The sequence below is a fragment of the Haliscomenobacter sp. genome (genome assembly GCF_033763495.1).
Taxonomy (GTDB): Bacteria; Bacteroidota; Bacteroidia; order Chitinophagales; family Saprospiraceae; genus Haliscomenobacter.
Window position 1 is genome coordinate 10,833 of the sequence record NZ_JANRKL010000252.1, and the last position, 18,951, is coordinate 29,783.

Annotated in this window: 2 protein-coding genes; both read left to right on the top strand. The window is 48.0% G+C overall.

Annotation, left to right across the window (positions count from 1 at the left end; genetic code table 11):
• The first annotated feature begins 257 nt into the window (after positions 1-257).
• Positions 258-14,264: an SdrD B-like domain-containing protein gene (locus SFV55_RS29525; protein WP_320033202.1), complete on the top strand. Its 14,007-nt coding sequence runs from the start codon at positions 258-260 to the stop codon at positions 14,262-14,264.
• 218 nt (positions 14,265-14,482) lie between these two features.
• On the top strand, positions 14,483-18,460 hold the full coding sequence (locus tag SFV55_RS29530) for a two-component regulator propeller domain-containing protein (protein WP_320033203.1): 3,978 nt from the start codon (positions 14,483-14,485) through the stop codon (positions 18,458-18,460).
• Positions 18,461-18,951: the final 491 nt, after the last annotated feature.

Genomic DNA, 18,951 nt, shown 5'->3' on the forward strand with positions numbered 1-18,951 from the left:
CCACATTTCAGGTATTGTTTCCTGCTTTTTTTTTAGCCCCTTCTCAATCGCTAACCCGCATTTTTACATCGATAAATTTATTATTTGTTCTTTAAGACGACCACACTATGAAAGCACTTTACACTCCACAACGCAGCCTGGCTCATACAGCCAAAGTCATCACCATTGATACCACTGTGGTATAGCTTCCTGTGGCCGCCTTAAGGGCAGGTATGCATCAACTTTTAAGTTCCTTATAATTTAATTAATTGTTTCTCATGAAAAAATCTACAAAACTTTTGAAGTGGGCAATAAAAAGGATGCAGCAATGCCTCCATTTTTTGTTGCACGCTTTCTCACCCTTGTCCCCTGGGCATGCGCCGGAAAAACGGCCCATGAACACTGCTTTGCCCGGAGGCATTGCTACTTTATGGCACCGTCCCCTCTGGTTGGGAATCGCCCCACGCAGTAGGACTACGCAGCAACACTTGATGGCCTATCAGCACCACGCTGATGAAACAAGCGAGCATGACCAACGTATGCCTCGTTCTGTAGGGTTTAGCCTTGCTTCTACAAAGTCTTTAATGACGGTGTTGAGCACGGCTTTTGTCGTTTTATTCCTTTTTTTAGCTGAAACAGCCCAAGCCCAGTCGGGTAGGGCTTTCCGAGATTTTAACGGCGATGGTCTACAAACGGGGGCAGAGCCCGGAGTAATGGGCATCACTGTCAGACTCTACGCCAATGCTGCGCCACCACTTGCTGATCAATTGATCGGTACTGCGTTGACTGCAGCCGATGGCTCTTTTAATTTTGCGGTTTCCGTGCAAAGTGGCCGTGCGGCCAATGCAGGCGAAAAACTTAGGGTTGAATTTGCAATTCCTGACCCACTTACTGGTCGCTGTGACTTAGTCAATAACGTTGACTTTTCCAGCGTACAAGCGGAAACCTACGGTTCGGCGGTACAATTCATCACTGGGCAACAAGCCAATATCAATTTTGCAGTAAACTACCCCGGGCAGTGGGTGGAAAACCCCAACCCGGATGTGATTTTGCCTTGTTATGTTCTAGGTGATCCAACCGATCTGCTGAGTTCTACACAAATAAAGGATGAACCCGCACTTATTACATACAAATTCAACGACAGCGGGACACCAATGATGAATGGAGGTACTGCTCCCAACCCCATTAAACTAGCAAAATTTAGCGAAATTGGTTCAACATATGGCGTCGCTTTTTCCAGACAAGCTAAAAAGGTATTTGTTTCAGCAGTGATGCGTCGCCATAGCGGTTTTGGACCACTGGGGCCAGGCGGGATTTATCTTGTAGATCCTTACACTGCTGCGGTAGACAAAACCACGGATTTCTTGAGTTTAGATGACATCGGTATCCCAACTCACGACCCAACTGATCCATATCCTGCCCCACCTACCAATAATGTTAGTCCTGTTTCAAAAAATGTCGGTACACCAGCACAACGTAACCTGAGTAAAGTGTTGCATATGCCTAATACCGATTATGCGGCGGGAGATCAAGTGGGTAAAGTATCGATCGGTGATATTGATATTTCTGATGATGGACGATATTTGTATATCGTTAACCTTTTTACAAGAAAAATATATGAAATTGACTTAATTGATCCACTCTCTCCCCAAGCACCCGATGCAACGAATAAGGCTAGCCGAGTGCGGGAGTGGGACATTCCAAATCCTGGAACACAAACTGCTCAGGGTGAACATCGTCCGTGGGGGTTGAAGTTCTATCGGGGTAAGTTGTATGTAGGCGTAGTACTGAGTGGACAAGATGAAAACGGAAATGTTGTTAGTAGTATTACCGCTAGAGGCGATGGTGCGGCACTACGTGGCTATGTTTTTGAATTCAATCCAGGTGGAGGCGGTAGTTTCTTAATGACTCCACTCTTGGACTTTAGCTTCAGTTATGGCCGTGAGCGCCCCTGGATTCCGTGGGGGTATAGCCGTAATTCGCCCTTGAGTCGTTATTTCAGCGGAACAGAGAGAGAAATCGCCGAGCCAATCATTGCCGATATTGAATTCGACGATTCAGGTAGTATGTTGATCGGATTACTTGATCGCAAAGGGCATCAATATGCGATCAATAACAATGATTACAATGGTGACCTCGTCGATTACGAATATTCCACTGCAGGTGAATTGCTCCGCGCAAATGTGACCCAAACGAATAATGGTTGTACGTATACAATTGTTACCCGAGACGGTACTACGGATTATTATAATGACAATAAGTTTCATGACGAGTCCGTTCAAGGGCCTTTGGCAGTACTTCCTGGAGGAGGTGACGCCATTGCTGTTTGGTTGGATCCGATTGATATCCGTTCGGGCGGTACCATTCGTCTCAATAACTCAACTGGCGCCCAGGTAGCTGGATCAGCCTATGAAGTGACCAACGACCGCTTTACACTAAACGGAGGCATAAATAACGAAGCTACCGCAAGTAAAGCCAATGCCCTCGGTGACGTGGAACTCAGTGGCGACGTATCCGACCTCGAAATCGGTAACCTGGTATGGGCCGATAAAGACGGCGACGGCGTTCAGGATGGCGATGAAAGAGGTATTGCCGGCGTAACCGTACAATTGGTGCGCAACGGCAATGTCATTGCTACCGATGTCACCAACGCTACGGGTAATTACGCCTTCAATGACGACAATGTACCTGGGGGGCTGCTGCCACAAGCCATTTACATTGTCCGTATCAGCAGCACGCAGTACAATAGCATTGGTGCTGATGGTACGCCCTTGCAACGTATGTTGCTGACTAAGACCGATGCGGCAGGTGTAGGTTTGGCGGATTACAGCGACAACGATGCTGAAACAATCACCAACCCCGGGATTGCGCAAATCGAGGTAACTACCGCCGACTATGGCGAAAACAACCATACCTACGACTTCGGTTTCATCCCAGTCGATTATGGTGATTTGCCTCCGCCTTACCTTACTAAAGTAACCGATGGTGCCCCTACTGATAGTGGTCCTTCACACCGTCTGGGGTCAGTATTGAAACTGGGTGCCAGTGTGGATTATGACAGTGATGGCAACCCAAGTGCTACCGCTATTGGTGATGACACCGAAGCAGACGGCCCTAGCGATTATGATGCTACAGATGATGAAGACGGCGTAACCCTGCCCATGTTCATTCGCAATAAACCAGAAAATCTAACTATTCCCGTGATGAACATGACGGGTACTACCGCTAAGTTGGTAGGTTTCTTCGACTGGGATGGAGATGGCAATTTTGGTGGTACCAATGAAATGTACTTCGTTAATGTTGGCGATGGTGTTACCATGGTCACCCTCAACAATGTTACCCCTCCTCCAGGTGCAGTATTGAATCGCCCCATCGGTATCCGCTTTCGGATCAGTACCGATGCTACTTTTGCAAACACCATGTCGCCTAATGGCCCACTGCCTGATGGGGAAGTAGAAGACTATGTGGCCACGGTGATGGCCTTTGACTTCGGTGACTTGAATGATCTTCTGGCCAATACTTCTGGCAATCCGGCTACGCCAACCGTGCCTGCCGACCACCGGACTTTGGCTGCTGATAACGGCGCAAGCCACAAGCTGACTACTGACATTACAGGTAAAACGATTACCTTGAAAATTGGTAACCGAGTCGACGACGAATTGGACGGTCAACCTTCTCCAGATGCTGGCAAAACCACTGGTGGAGACAACAACAACTCCATTCCAGCTGGCGGTGTCAACGACGAAGACGGGATGGATGCCAATAACCCACCCTTATTTATCATCACCCAAACAACTACGTTGAGTGTACCGGTGATGAACATGACTGACCAGGATGCCAAACTAACCGTGTATGTCGACTTCAATAAAAATGGTGACTTTAGTCCAGATGAAATGTTCGTTTCAGGCAACATTCCTTCTAGTCTTGTTCCTACATCGGTTTCAGTTCCAGTATCGATTCCCGTGCCACTTACCTCAGTGATGGGGCAAGATATCGGTTTGCGCATGCGCTTGGCCGATGCCGACGAACCCATGTCGCCTTATGGCCTGGCTCAGACTGGGGAAGTGGAAGATTACGTCATACAGGTGGTAGGTTTTGACTACGGCGATTTGCCCAATACCTACGGAACTACAGACCCCAATGGGCCTAAACACATTGCTACCAACAATTTGAAATTGGGTACTTGTGTAGATGTAGACCTGAATGGCCAACCCAACTCAATGGCAGGTTCAATGGGTAGTGGTGACGACGGCAACGTTGGCCCAGTCGTATTCGGTACCTGCACCGGCGGCGACGACGAAGACGGCATTCGTTTCCTCACGCCAATGGTACCTGGTTACGAAGCATGTATTGAAGTTACTGCCATGAACACCACTGCTACTGCAGCAGTGCTACAAATGTGGGTTGACTGGGACGGCAGTGGCACTTTTAGCCCTGGTGAAGCGGTGAACTTCCTGGCAGGTGGTGGCTCCATTCCGGCAGGTGGTATGAGCACGCAGAAATTCTGCTTCCAGGTGCCAGCCAATGCTACTTTTGAAAAGGGCAATGCGATGGTGCGTTTCCGCCTCAGTTCAGCTGGAGGTTTGACACCCAACTCTCAAGCTGCACCCGTTCCTTTTGGTGAAATTGAAGATTATAAATTGCCATTGGGCAAAATTGGTAACCTGGTTTGGAATGACAACAACTTCAACGGCCGTCAGGACCCAGGTGAGCCGGGCATCCCTGGCCGCGAAGTAACGGTACAATGGGCTGGTGAAGATGGCAATATCGCTAATGCTGGCGACAACCGCTCCTTCTTGACCACTACCGATGCCAATGGCGAATACTACGTTTGTGGTTTGATTCCTGGTACCTACAAAATCATCGTACAGACGCCTGATGACATGACGCCAACCCGCGCCAATGTTGCAGGCAATACCCTCGATGTCATCGACAGCGATGGTGCCATGACTGGTATGGACTTTACGATGGTAATGGAAACCGTAGTCATTACTGATGTAACTGATCTGCCTGAGGATGAAGACGGACTGCTGGATGAAGATCCACTGCAGGTAGACCCCAATATGGTAGGTACTTTCCCCGATAACCAAACCGATCAAACCCACGATTTTGGTTTTGCAGGCTTGGACTATGGTGATTTACCTGAAGGACCCCAAGGTGAAAACTTCAATACCACTATGGCCGAAACTGGCCCGGTACACGTACTGACCCCAACCTTGATCCTGGGCAAATGCGCCGATGCTGAACGCGACGGTACGCCCGACGACGACGCTGGTGTATTTGACGGCAAAGACGGCGATCAGGGTGTAGGTGACGACGGCCGCCCCAGCAAGTTTGGTGTAGGTGAAGCTTGCACCGACGATGAAGACGGCATTCGTTTCATTACTCCATTGATACCTGGTTTCCAAGCCTGTATCGAAGTGACCTATACGGCACCAGCAGGTGGCGCAAAATTGCAAGCCTGGATCGATTTCAACGGCAATGGCCAATTCGAACTTGGAGAGTATGTAAACTTTGATAATAATGGAGGCGACTTGTTGGATGGTACCAATCAAGTAGTAAATCTTTGCTTCACCGTACCCGCTGATGCGGTATTCAACGATGGCACCGCTTTTGTGCGGGTTCGTTTGAGCCCAACTGGGGTATTTGACCAACTGGGTAACCCGACGCCAGATGGCCCTTCCAAGTTTGTCGAAGGAACCACTGTTCCGCAAGGGGAAGTAGAAGACTACATGGTGAAACTGGCCAAAGTGGGCAACCTCGTATGGGAAGACCGCAACTGGAATGGCCAGCAGGATGACCTGGAAGAAGATCTCGGTATCAATGGAGTGACTGTGGCATTGATCTATGCTGGAGCAAACGGAACCATTGAAACGCCACTGACCAACGCCAGCTTCCCGCTGACTGCAGTAGGCGACGACCGTATCTACTACGATGTCACTAGCAATTATACTTATACAGATGCAAGTACTAAGCCTGGCTTCTACTACTTCTGTGGTTTGATCGAAGGCACTTACGATGTGGTGGTTTTGGGACCAAAAGACCTGACGCCAACCCGTCCAAACCTCGTGACCAATTCACAAGATGAAGACAAAGACAGCGACGGCCTGGAAACTGCCCGCAACCTCACTACCCAACGTACCTTGTCCCACAGTGGAACCTTCACGATTGACAATCAGGAAGAAATCTGTGAGCAAGTGGAAGGTGAAGAAGGAATTGGTGACCAAGACCTGGCTAACCTCCTCGACGTAAACAAAGTGGGGACTTTCCCCGATGATCAAACCGATCAGCGTTTCGACTTTGGTTTTGTTGCCCTTGACTTTGGCGACTTACCACAAGAAACCGATCGCACCGGGGTGAAGTACAACACCACTATCGCCGAAAACGGCCCCCGACACATTGTGAAACCTGATTTCTTCCTGGGTATGGGTGTTGACGCAGAACTGGACGGTAACCCCGATGATGAAGCTGGCTCCAAAGCCTATGGCAACGACCAGGGAGATGACGCAACCGATAACGACCCCAACAGCTGGAAGCAAGGTATGGGCACCGATGACGGCGACGGCATCCGCTTCATGACTCCGCTGATTCCTGGCTACGAGGCTTGTATCGAAATCAAGTATGCTTTGCCAGACAACTTCAATGGCCCCGATGGCTACTTGAATGCCTGGATTGATTACAATGGCAACGGTACTTTGGACGCAGGTGAAAAACTCGCCTGGACCAAACTAAACGGCGCTGCTGCTCCAACCGAGCCCAATACCGGCGCGTTGGAACTGGAAAAAGTATACATGACTCAAGGCAACGGCAAAGTAATCGTGTGTTTCAAAGTACCTGCTGATGCGAAATACTTTGAAGGCGACATGTTTGCACGCTTCCGCCTGAGTGAAAACCCACGTCTGGGACCAGACGGTATTTTGGCTCCTGAGCTGAACTACACCGAAGGCCGCATCCCTTGTGGGGAAGTAGAAGACTACTACATGCCACTCTCCAAAGTGGGCAACCTGGTATGGGAAGACCGCGACTACGACGGGATTCAGGACATCAACGAACCCGTGATTCCCAAAGTGCCCATCAAGCTGGAATACGCTGGTCTGGATGGTGTATTTGGCAGCACAGATAAGGCCGCTGACCTGGAATATACCTACCATGATACCACAGACGTAAATGGTCGGTACTATTTCTGCGGCTTGATTGGTGGCCTTGATCCATCCGGGGTAACCAAACCAACTTACCGCCTCACCGTATCTGACCCAGAAGGGATGACGGCTACGTTCAATAATCCTGATCCATCTGATGATTCCTGTACACCTAGCAGTCAAGTCAATAGCAATGGTGACGACTTGTTGATCGATGACCGCATTACCCGCGATACCTTCTCGATCATGGATCCAATGGGTATGTGTACCACTGAGGCACACCCCAACGGCATCAATGATCAGACGACCGTCAACGATTTCCCTGATGGCCAATACGATGAAACCCGTGACTTCGGTTACGTTGGCTTCGATTACGGTGACTTACCCGTGGCGGGAACCAACTACCTGACCTTGCGCGACTCTGTTTCCGCACTGTTCGCCAACAAGTTTGGCCCACGCCATGCCATCCAACCCAAATTGTACCTGGGTGAAGGTGTCGACGGCGAGCTGAATGGCCAGCCAGATGCAGACGCAGGTAGCAAAAACGGTGGCGATGACGATGGTCAAGGCAAGTTCAAAAAAGGCCTCACCACCGATGATGAATCCGGTGTACGCCTCTTGAGCCCAATGATTCCTGGAGAAATGGCTTACATCAAAGTAACCTATACTTCTCAGGATACGGCTGCCAATGCAGGCGACCCAACGGCTAAAGGTTATGTCGATAAAGATGCGTACTTGCGCTCCTTCATCGACTTCAATGGCGATGGCGATCTTAATGACACCGAAGATAGACTGATATTCACCGCTATGGGTGCCAGTATGAGTACTCTGGTGAACTTCATCACCGCAACCGATAACCCAACCCTGCCCGGTGGAGTGGACCAAATGCGGGTGCTGGCCTTCCGGGTGCCTAAACAAATGGATGCACCTGCTTACAGTACGAACTACCGCGATGGCACGGCCTTTATGCGCCACCGCCTGAGTTGGGAAACGGATCTGGGACCTGACAACAATGCATTCCATACGACTACCTCTCCTTATGTGGTTACCAATAAAGCTTATCCACGAGGCGAAGTAGAGGATTATGCAGTACCGGTAGCCAAAGTGGGCAACCTGTCCTGGTTCGACCACGATGTGACAGGTGACCAAAATGAAAACGATTATGTAGATACCCTCCAGTTGGTACTGGTATGGGGTGGTGTAGACGAACTTTCTGGTAAATTTGATACCGTTGGGTACCAAAGCACCATGGGTTCTGCCGGAGATGTGACCGATGTGTTGTACAACCTATCGATTGCACCACACCTCAACCCTGTGATGCCACCTGCTAGCAATGATACTCCCGGACAAATCGTAAGAACGAATGAGCAAGGCCGCTATTCTTTCCAAGGTTTGATCCCTGGCAATTACTACCTGATTCCGCTCAAGTACTTGCAAGCAGACAGCGCCAGCTTTGTTAATGCCTGGCCACGTCACCGCGTCTTGACCTTGAAGGACAACCCAGGGGTAAATGACCAAAACGACAGCGACGGCATGCCTGGTGCTCTGATCCGTGTCAACGACGGCAATGGTCGTGAGCCAGAGGTTTGTGTTGATCCACAACCGAAAAACGAAGCAGGAAATAGCGATGCCGCTGATGCAACGGCCATGAACGCCATGCACCCAACTGGCCATCCATTCCCAGATAGTTTGTACAACCAAACCATCGACTTCGGCTGGGTAGACGAACCAAACATCGAAGCCAACCTGGACATCGTAGGGGTGAACTACCCAACGAGCCAGATCTGCGGCAACTTCAACGTGATCATGCACTTGTGTATGAAGAACCCACAAGAAGTACCACTCGATAGTTTGCAAGCCTTCTTGAACCTGCAAAATGCCTACGGTGATGCGCTCTATACCCCGACAACACCAAAGGTAAGCATCATTGATAGCTCCTACGTGACTTCACCTGCCGGAGTGAAAGTGAAAAAAGCCATGACGGCGGCAATTGCTGCCCTGAAGGTGAATTCCGCTTACAATGGTAATAGCATCACCAACTTGTTGAAGCCAACGCAGGAAAACAGCAGCTTCTACATGCCTGGTGATTCGATCATCTGTATACGCATCGAGTTTGAAATCGACCCAACCAGGACCAACAATTATCCTTGGTCTTCTCAAGCCAGTGTAACGGCTCGTGCAGTTGGGTTTAACAAACAAACAGGTGCCAAGCGGCCATTGACCGACTACTTTGTGAAGAGCCCTCGTTTTGGCAAATCCATTGTAGTAAGCGACTTGAGTGATGAGATTGACGATCCAATGAATATGGTTGGTGTGAACTATCCTGATGGTGGCGATGGTATCGCTTTCGAAGGAATGGTTGCTGACCGTGGCTTCAATGGAACTTACCTCGAACCATTCTCTGCACCAAACGTAACTGGACGCGACAAGTACCTCGATGAAAACGACAAGACCATCCAAAACGACGAGTGCTGGCTGAAAACCCAGTGGAACAGCGGGGTAAGAGACGTGAACATCCGTTTGGATGAAAACTGTCAAGCCCTGGTGACTGCCGATATGCTAGTGCCTAACCACGTGGATGCCTGCGGATTTGACAAGTACCCAGAAGGCAGCTACTACCGCGTGATCATCATCGACAAGAAGACAGAGCGTACACTTTGGTCTTCTGCATGGCGGACACCATTCAATGCCACCGAATATCTTGGTCGCGAACTGGTTTACGAAGTGAAGAGTGTGGCCAACCACTGTAATCCACTGTGGGGTCGCTTGAACTTCGAAGACAAGAGTGCACCTGTAGTGACTTGTCCACCGAATACCAGCAAAAAATACCCAAGCGGCACTTACACCTTTGTATGTACCGATGTGGATAGCGTATTCAATGTGAAGAAGTCCTGGACAGATGTGAACTATGCTTACTTCACTGGTCTGGCTACGGCTACTGACAATTGTGGTAACCCTGTACTGGACAAAGTGAGCGACGTATTGTCCATCTTTGCTGATTGCAATGAACAAGCCGATCACGACTACGTTTATGCTCAAATTGCCAGAACCTTCTACTTCCGAGATGAGTTTGGCAATGTAGGCCACTGTACGCAGTACATCTACTTCAAGCGCCCAACGATCGTACTGCCGGATTGTAAGATCGAATTGCCTGCAAACCTTGCGACTGGTGACAACGAGTTGAAGCCAATCGATATGGTGAACAAGTACAAACTCCTGGAGTCTGTACCCTACTACTTCAATGGTGCTGGCAAACGCATCTACCTGACCGGTAAAGATTACTGCGGATTCGCAATGAATTATACCGATCAAAGTGTGTTCAACATCGGAGAGTGTGGTCGTAAGATCATCCGCCGCTGGTCGATCATCGACTGGTGCTATGGAACTGGTGATGATTACCCAGACTACCTGATCGCTGATGGTGACTGCTACGCTGATGCTAGCTGGAATAACCACATCTACACCTGGGATCAAATCATCGTAGTGGGTGATGCCTCTGCACCAGTGGTGAAAGTCAAAGACCTGGATCACGATAAATACATCGGAACAGGCTACTCCAATGCGCCAAATGCAGACCCCGATACCGATAATCTGGCGAAAAACTACGATGCAGGCGACGTTTTGGAATACTCGGTTGGTCCAATGAACTGCGAAGCAAGCTTCTTGTTCAGCAAAGCTGACTTCATTGTAGAAGAAGCAAGCAAGTGGAACTTTAGCATCGTAGTACTTGAGCGCAAGCCAGTCTACGATTTGGACAGACTGCCAACTGGAGAATACGAAATGAAAACGCCACTGGGCGTGAAAGTTACTGGTGACAGTGATAAAGGTTACTCGATTACTGGTTTGCCGATGTTGAAAGACAGCGCCCGCGCTTATTTCATCGAGGTAACGGTTGCCAATGTATGTTACGGCTCAACGACCATTTTGGTTCCTATCCGCATCGTAGATCGGATCGCTCCGGTAATGGTTTGTGACGACAAGCTGGTCATCACTCGTGACAACCTGGGCAACGCCAAAGTAGCAGCCGCAGACGTAAATGAGGGCAGCTCCGATAATTGCGGACCAATTGTATGGATGAAAGTGCGCCGCCCAGTGGGCGATTGTGAAGCATCGTTCATGCGGATGCCACGCTTTGTGGACGCTAACGGCAACGGAAAAATTGATGCCTACGATCCGAACTCCACGAAGCCACAGGATTACATCGACGAAAACCGCAACAAAGTAGCTGATGAGTTGGAATACTTCCGCATCTCTACTGCTGGTGCACTCATGTCGCCAATGTTGGATTCTGTACCCTTCTTCTGTTGTGACCCAGCCAATGTAATGGTTGAGCTTTGGGGACAAGACTGGATGGGCAACCGCAGCTTCTGCTGGAACAACATCACCATCGAGGATAAAACACCACCAGTGTGTATCGCTCCATGGGAAGTAACTGTACACTGCGACGACAAGAACCTGGCTTTCATCGACTCCAAAACCGCTTCTGCTAAAGTATTTGGCGATGTGATCATCTCCAGTGGGAACCTCTGCCTGTCGGTAGATACAACCTATACTGTAGTGAAAAACCTGAAGTGTGGCGCCGGAACGATTGAACGCATCTGGACCATCACCAAAGAAACGGGTAAAGGACCAGTAAGTGTGACTTGTAAACAAATCATCCGGGTTCTGCCTGTACGAGAATACAACATTTGTTTCCCTAAGGATATCTCTACGGATTGCAAAACGCCAATCATCGATACCGTTATCATTGACGAATTAGGCTGCGATATCTTGGCTGTAAACGTAAGTGACAAGCGTTACGATGCATCTGATGATGAGTGCTACAAGATTTTCCGTACTTATACCGTGATCGACTGGTGTGCATACAACGACGTTTGTGGTGACCCAATGGCAGAGGGCAGTGTATATGTGGTGGACCGCAGCTTGTTTGAAGGCAACTATGGCAAAGACCCACTTTATGTTTTGGTGCGTGACAATGACCGGGATGGAGACGAGGAATTCTACCTGTCGAAGAATCTGGTTCCCAACGAAAAGTTGAGCTCAGACAAGAAGAGTGGTGACTACCATTTGATAGCCGATCTGGATCGCAACGGAGATAGTGATGGAACAGGTTACAGTTCGACGCTGCTTCCTGGCCCGAACAACCGTGCACCTTACTGCGAGGGCGACAATATTCCAAAAGAATACTACCACAGTTTCATGTACACCCAGATCATCAAGGTGTATGATAGTGAGCGGCCTGTTGTAACGGGTATCCGTGATACTTTCTGTACTAGCCCAACGGCTTGTGTAGCTAGTGTAACCAAAGTAGTGACGATCAAGGACAACTGTACCAATCTAGTCGAATTGGAGCGCGAAATGTTGATGATTGCGCCCTTCCAAACCCTGGATGCAGGCAAGATGATCATGTATGCTACACCACGCTGGAGTGTGAAAGACCTGGGCAATGGCCAGTTTGAAATCACAGTAAGCAATGTCCCCGAAGGGCTACACGATCTGATCGTTGTAGGTCGCGATGAATGTGGTAACCTGAGTGTAGCTACCCGAATCCCATTCGTTGTTCAAGACTGCAAGGCACCGGCACCGATCTGTATCAATGGCTTGAGCACTGAATTGATGCCTGATGGCACCGGCGGTGGTATGATGGCAGTATGGGCTAAAGATTTCGTTGCTTCACCGATTTACGACTGCAACGGACAAGGCCCAGAAACGAAGGACGGCCTGAAGGTCATTACCAAGTACTCCATCAACCGTGTTGGCGAAACACCTCGCCCAGACCAAACTGGCCTGAACCTGAACTGTAGCGATGCAGGCAAATTAATTCTGGTCGAATTACATGCCTGGGATGAAGCGGGTAACCACGACTTCTGCGTAACTTTTGTAGAAGTACAGGACAACCGCGGTTTGTGTGAACCAGGTAATGTCAATGCCGGCGAAATCAGTGGTTTGATCACCACCGACGACCTGGAACCAGTACTTGGTGTTGGTGTTGATCTGAGTGGTGGAGCTCAAATGGCTTACAACACCAGCAACACTGGCAGCTTTACTTTCAGCAACCTGAGCAAAGGCAGCGACTTCACCGTAACTGCTCAATTGGACAAGGATCACCTGAATGGGGTTTCGACCTTCGACCTGGTAGTACTGCAAAAGCACATTTTGGGTACTCAGTTGATTACCAATCCATATCGCCTGATAGCTGGAGACGTGAACAATTCCAAGTCGATTTCCACCCTGGACATGATCCAGATCCGGAAACTGATCCTGGGCATTGACACCAAATTTACAAGTGTACCGAGCTGGAAGTTCGTTGATGCCAACTACCGTTTCTCGACTGGCACTAATCCTTGGGCCGATTCCTTCCCAGAAGTGGTGAATGTGAACGACCTAGCAGGTAAGGTAAAAGCCGACTTCATCGCCATCAAAATGGGTGACGTGAATGGCAATGCCAGTGCAAGTGGTGCAGTAGCCAGTGAAATTCGTGGAGCCAAGGACATGATCCTGAATACGTCCGAACAAACACTGAAAACTGGTCAAACGTACGAGGTGCCTTTCCGGGCGAAAGACCTGGCTCAGTTGCAAGGTTTCCAGTTTACGTTGCAAGTAGGGGCTGCCGCTGAAATCATCGGCCTGGATTACGGAGTGATGAAAGCTGAAAACTTTGGCTTGTTCCAAAATGAAGGCATCATTACCACTTCGTTCCATCGCGTTGCCGCCTTGGCAGATGATGCGATCCTCTTCACCCTCAAGCTAAAAGCCAACACAGCCAGCAACTTGAGCGAAGTATTGAGCATCAACAGCCGCCGGACGAACGTCGAAGCCTACAACCAGCACAACGAAGTAATGGGTGTGCAGTTGAGCTTTGGCAACAGCAGCAGCCACGACCAGGCTGCCCTGTACCAAAACACGCCGAACCCCTTTGCTGACGCCACCTCGATCGGCTTTTACCTACCCAGCGCTACCCGCGCCGTACTGACGGTTAGAGACGTAAAAGGTGCCTTGATTTACAAAGTAGAGGGCAATTACGCCAAAGGCAACAACCAGGTGATCCTCAAACAGGAGCAACTGCGGGCCAGTGGGGTGATGTACTACACCTTGGAAACGAGCGACTTTACCGCGACCAAGAAATTGGTCCTGATGAACCGATAGATTTTTTCTGAGAAATTTGTTATTAGCACATATGCACGAGGGCTCTCCATGAAAATGGGGAGCCCTCTTTCTTCCTCCATATAGAATGCGAAAAAAAATTATTTTTGTGACCTATGGTGGCAGTTCTTAAAACCTTAATAAAAACAATTGGCTGTCTATTAATTTGTTGTGGGCTCTTTTTACCCACTAGCCATACCCAAAGTGTTCAACTTGAAGTTTTGAACAGTGCCCATGGTTTATCCCAGGGCATGATTTACGATATCCTGCAGGACAAACAAGGTTTTTTATGGTATGGAACGCGCGGTGGACTCAATCGCTTCGATGGTTATGGCTTCAAAGCCTTTAAACCCGACCCCTTTAACCCTTTTTCCATTTCGGACAATACAATTCAGGCTATACTTGAAGATCATCAGGGGCGCTTATGGCTAGGGACTGAAAACAATGGCGTTGATGTATACGACCCACGGATTGGCCGTTTTTATCACCTGAAAGCTGGTGACAATGGCCTGTCCAATAGCAATGTCGTTGCTTTAGCAGAGGCACCTGATGGGGCGATTTGGGTAGGCACCCGCAATGGTTTGAATAAAGTTCAGTTAAAAGAATTGCCTAAACAATCTGCTGATCTGAGCGGATTGGCAAAAGTGACAATTTACAATTGGGAACAATCTCCTGGTAAGGTTCCGTTTGGCAACGTCTACCAATCTTTATTGTGCACCAAGGATGGTATCTTATGGGTTGGAACGCTTCATCAAGCGTATCGGTTTGACCTCAGCAAGGGCACGAAGGAAATACTTCCTACCTACGAGCCTGACCCCAATTCCCCCTGGCAAACCAATGTTTTTGCCCAGGATCCACAAGGCAATGTCTGGCTGGGACAAAACACCCGAGTTATTCGATTTAAGAGCAAACAACAGGACCTGTTTACTTTTCCCTCTGCTGAAGCTCCCTACCAGACCTACCTTGCTTTTGACCAGGAGGGCAACTTATATGTGGGTCGGCGCAAATCCGTTTATTTTTTTTCGAAGTCTGATTTGTCACAAAACCGCAAAGTGGAGCCTAAAATTTTTACCTCTTTTCCTCCCACAGGAGTGATTGGCTCCACCGATATTGTTTGTGACCGGAATGGTTTGATCTGGATTGGCACCAATGGATATGGGGTTCGGAAGTATAACCTTGTTAACCAGTTTTTTAAGCACTTGATTCCGGGAATCAGTACCCGTACCATATATGCCGATCAATTTGGTCAGGTTTGGGCCTGGGAGAGCAGCGCCATCATCAGCCGGATCGATGAAAAATCAAAAACTTCTGTAGAGCCTTTTTTACCGGCTAATGAATTTTACAACCACGATTTATTTCAAGCTAGGGATAGTACATATTGGTTCTTGGGAGAGTCGAGAGCTGGGCCGTCTGGAACGGGTTTCTTGATTCAAAAAAATCCTAAAACTGGATTTGTGCAACGTTATCCTTCTCCCGTTGCCCTGGGTATTTTTAGCCAAATTATAGAGGATCGAAAGGGTAACATCTGGATTTGTGGGAGGGAAAGTACATTGGCACGTTTTGATGTGCGCATTCAAAAATTTAGCACTTTCAGTTTTTCAGACATAACCGGCTTCAAGGAAGCCAGTTATGCCATTCAGGAAGATCACAATGGCCAGCTTTGGGTGGGTACTCCCCACGGACTAGTCCGTGGAATTTTGGACAAAAAAGGTCAAATGGCCTTTAGTGTATACCGCTGTAACCCTGCCATACCCAATAGTCTGAGCAATGATGTCGTACTTTCTGTTTGTGACGATCCACGTAATCCTGAGACGCGGTTGTGGGTGGGCACCCGGGGAGGAGGACTCAATGCCTTGGACAAAAAAACGGGAGAATGCCGCCATTACAACACCAATGATGGATTACCTGATGATGTGATTTACGGTATTCTTCCCGATGAGCATGGCAGTTTGTGGTTGAGCACCAATTCAGGCTTATCCAAATTTACCCCACAAAACAAGCATTTTGAAAACTACTCTGCTGCCGATGGTTTACAAGACAATGAGTTCAATACCATCAGCTATGCCAAAGGCCACGATAGTCGTTTGTTTTTTGGAGGGGTGAATGGCATTACTGCTTTTTATCCGGAAAAAATTTCGCCAAATGCTGAGCCCCCCAAGGTGTTTATTACTGCTTTAAAAATCAACAACAAAATTACCTTGCCAGGTGAAGGGATCTTACAACAAAACATCGAAAATACCAGTGTCATCACGCTGCGCTATTATCAAAACCACCTCACCCTCGATTTTGTAGCAATGGATTTTGCAGAGGCGCACAAAAACCAGTTTAGATACCGCTTAAAGGGGGCTGATAAAGTATGGATAGAGTCTACCACCTCGCATAGCGTGAATTACAGCAATCTTGCTCCCGGGCACTATACCTTTGAAGTGTCCTCAGGAGGAACACATGGCGTATGGCCCAGCCAACCTAGCCGAACCCTTCAAATTCGGGTGTTGCCCCCTTGGTGGCGCAGCCCTTTGGCTTTTTTGCTTTATGTGTTAGGCATTGTTTGGGGAAGCTATCGATACATTAAGTGGCGGATTCGCCGAGCAAAAAATAGAAGCCAGCGTGAATTTGAAAAACGTGAATTGGAGCGCATTCAAGAGCTGGAGCAATTGAAAAGCAATTTTTTTACCAATATTACCCATGAATTACGCACGCCTATTACCTTGGTGATTGAACCACTGCGCCAAATTGTAAATCAACCTGCGGCGGAAAACTGGCTCAGCAAGGTACAAATTGCTGAACGTAGTGGTAGTAAATTGTTGCATCTGGTCAATCAGCTGCTTGATTTAGCCAAGTTAGAGGGGGGGGCAATGAAACTCGAAAATTCCTGGGGCTCCCTTGATCACGCCATCATCAATATTGCAAGCGATTTTAAAGAAGCTGCACTGCGCAAACACATTGATCTGGTTCTAAATCCAAGTGAAATCAAGGTAGGGCAGAGCTTTTTTGACTTCGACAAACTTGAAAAAATCATCAGTAACCTCCTGGCTAATGCCTTGAAGTATACTCCTGAAGGAGGTAGAATTCAGCTGCAATGGTATGCCGAGCCCGTACAAGCAGGCCAAAAAACGCTGTTCGTAGAAGTCAGCGATACAGGCCCGGGTATTTCCCCTGAGCACCAACTGCACATTTTTGAACGCTTTTACACCTTGGACCGAACTGGCTTTGATGAACAGGTTAGTACTGGAGTAGGTTTGTCCTTGTGTAAGGAACTGACCGAAATAATGGGAGGACAGATTGAGGTGGAAAGTACCTTAGGGGCAGGAGCTTTATTCCGATTGCGTTTACCTTTACATGTCTTTACTTCGACGAACCAAATGATGCCTTTACATCGTACAGATGCCCTCACTAAAAAAATTACTCAATATGAGTCCTCATTACCCGAACGCACATTAGTACTTGTAGTAGAAGACAATGATGAGTTTCGCGAATTTCTGGTGCAAACCTTGCTTGAAGATTATGAAGTAATCAGTGCCATCAACGGGAAAATTGCTTTTGAAATGGCCTGTGAACACATTCCAGATGTAATCATTTCGGATTTGTTGATGCCAGAAGTAGATGGGCTGGGATTTTTACGCCTATTAAAAGGGGAACAGAAGACCAGTCACATTCCATTGGTATTGCTTACCGCAAAATCCAGCCTCGAAAACCGGATCGAAGGACTGAGACATGGAGCCGAGGCCTATCTGCCCAAACCGTTTAATACCCAGGAGTTAAAAGCATGGATCGAAACACTATTGGAAAACCGGCGCAAGTTGCAACTTGGATTTAAACAGGCTTTGAATGGGCTAGGAGTGGTTCAACAGAACAAAACCCCTCAACCACTAACCAACTTCAATCCTTTGGATCAGGAATTTTTACAACGACTGGAGCAAATCATCAGTCAGGAAATGGAAAACGAAAACCTGAACGTGGAAGACCTGGCTCGCCTAATGTTCATCAGTCGCTCCCAATTGCATCGCAAAGTTATTGCATTGACAGGTTTATCCAGTACTGAACTCATCCGCAAATCCAGATTAGAATATGCCTGGCAATTGCTTAAAACTGAGGGAGGGAAAATTTCGGACATCGCTCAAAGGGTAGGTTTCCGTAATGTCAAATACTTTTCCACAGCCTTTAAAGAGTATTTTGGGATGTCACCTAGCGATATTTAAAGCCGAATTTTCTTGAAAGCAAGCTAAACTTGCTCAATTTGACACGTCAGCAAACCCAATTGCAACGTCAGCAAACCTTGTTTTGGTCATTTTCTCCCATCTTTGTGCTTGAAAACCCCTCTTAACCCATAGCAAAAATAGAAGGAGTCAATAATATTTGTTGTGCCAGTAATGCCCTTTATTACTGGCACTTTTTTTTTAAATGTTCACTTTTAAGTCAAATTTATGGCCCATTAAAATTTAGACGCCAAAAAGATGACCAGAATTTGAAGTAATGTTTGTAAATTTGTCGTCGACCTAATGTTGACTAAATGTTCAACCTTTTTACTAAGACTTAATTGTTTCTAATCAATCATTTTCTTATGAAACAAACGACCTTTACTAGCTGGATGACCAAAACAGCAAGCGCGTGCTTGGTGGTTTTGGCTAGCTTGGTTTTCGGTACCAATTTAACTGCTCAAAATTGTGGTTGCTACAATGTGACAGTTACT

What these genes read in the sequence shown, in the direction of transcription:
- SFV55_RS29525 (WP_320033202.1), top strand. Translation starts at nt 258, where the DNA reads ATGAAAAAATCTACAAAACTTTTGAAGTGGGCAATAAAAAGGATGCAG.